Source organism: Lacrimispora amygdalina (genome assembly GCF_003432035.1).
Classification (GTDB): domain Bacteria; phylum Bacillota; class Clostridia; order Lachnospirales; family Lachnospiraceae; genus Lacrimispora; species Lacrimispora amygdalina.
In genome coordinates this window covers 1-1,322 of record NZ_QOHO01000093.1, presented here as the reverse complement: position 1 = coordinate 1,322, position 1,322 = coordinate 1, and the positions used below count along the sequence as shown (strand labels likewise).

1 protein-coding gene is annotated in these 1,322 nt (G+C 33.6%); it reads right to left on the bottom strand.

Features of this window, described 5'->3' with window-relative positions; translation table 11 throughout:
* Positions 1-105 precede the first annotated feature (105 nt).
* Positions 106-1,250, bottom strand: a protein-coding gene (locus DS742_RS24245) for an IS3 family transposase (protein WP_242996770.1) whose coding sequence is annotated in 2 segments (ribosomal slippage) — positions 106-1,004 and positions 1,004-1,250 — 1,146 coding nt in all. Because the reading frame shifts where the segments join, the coding sequence is not laid out codon by codon here.
* Between the last annotated feature and the right edge of the window lie 72 nt (positions 1,251-1,322).

Sequence of the window (1,322 nt, the reverse complement as noted above, 5' to 3'; positions counted from 1 at the left end):
AAATACTCTCCAAAGTCGTCATTGTCGCCTAATATGCCTCCGCTGCCATGGTTCTTTTTTTTTAAGATGTTCATAAGAGACAGGTAGACACAAAAACTCAAATTTTTATGCAGTTTTTCTTAAAGCATCTTCAAGCTGTTGAGGAGTCATATAACCGATACTGCTATGAAGCCTTTTTCTGTTGTACCAGGATTCTATATATTCAAATATAGCTAGCCTTGCAGCATCAAAGTCATAGTATGTAGCTAAGTTTACTTCTTCCTTTTTTAGTGTAGCATGAAAGGATTCTATACAAGCATTGTCATAGGGACATCCCTTGCCGCTAAAGGAATGAACTATATTATGTTCATTAAGATAATCATCAAATTTAGAGCTTGTATATTGGGAGCCCAAATCACTGTGGAGTATAACAGTATTCTTTGGTTTTTGAGTTATGTAGGCATTTTCTACAGCCTTTATAGCTAGTTCTGTATCCATAGTCTTTGAAAAAGCATAGCCAATAATTTTCTTTGTATGAAGATCCAAAACTGAAGCAAGATAGCACCATCCGTCTTTAAGTGTATAAATATAAGTTATATCAGTAACCCATTTTTCATTTATTGTAGTTGTTGAAAAATCTCTTTTCAAAACGTTTTCTTTAGCCTCTATTTTGCTTTTGGAAGAGTGAGGTCTGAATTTTTTGATAATTATGGATTTTATATTTAGTTTTTTCATAATCCTTTGGACTCTCTTAAGGCTTATGGCATGTCCTCTTTCTTCACGAAGCACTTTATGTATTTTGGGAGCACCATAACGACCTTTACTATCTTTATAGATCTTCAGTATTTCTTCCTCGTACATCTTGTTTTCTACGCTTCTTTTGCTTTCGGTTTTGTTTAGATACTTATAGAAAGAGCTTCTTGAAACCTTTAAGACTTCACACATTAGCTTGATATCATGCTCTTCTTTATGATCATTTATAAACTCAAAAATAGAGGTTACTTCTTTGCGAATATGGCCATGGCTTTTTTTAATATTTCATTTTCCTCCTCAAGCCTTGCCATCTTCTTTAACATTGCCTGATACTCTTCTGATGTTATAGTTGTATCTTTATCCACAGTTATTGGTTTAGCTTTCTTAATCCATCCATTGATTGTTGATTTTGATATGCCATATTCGCTACTAAGCTCTGCCAAACTCTTACCAGAGTTATAGAGCTCTACAATTGTCTTTCTAAATTCTTCTGTATAATACTTTTGCCCTTTTGCCATTGTAGACACTTCCTTCCCTTTTTATATTTTAAGGTGTTCGGCTTTTTGTGTCTACACTAATATACTAACATC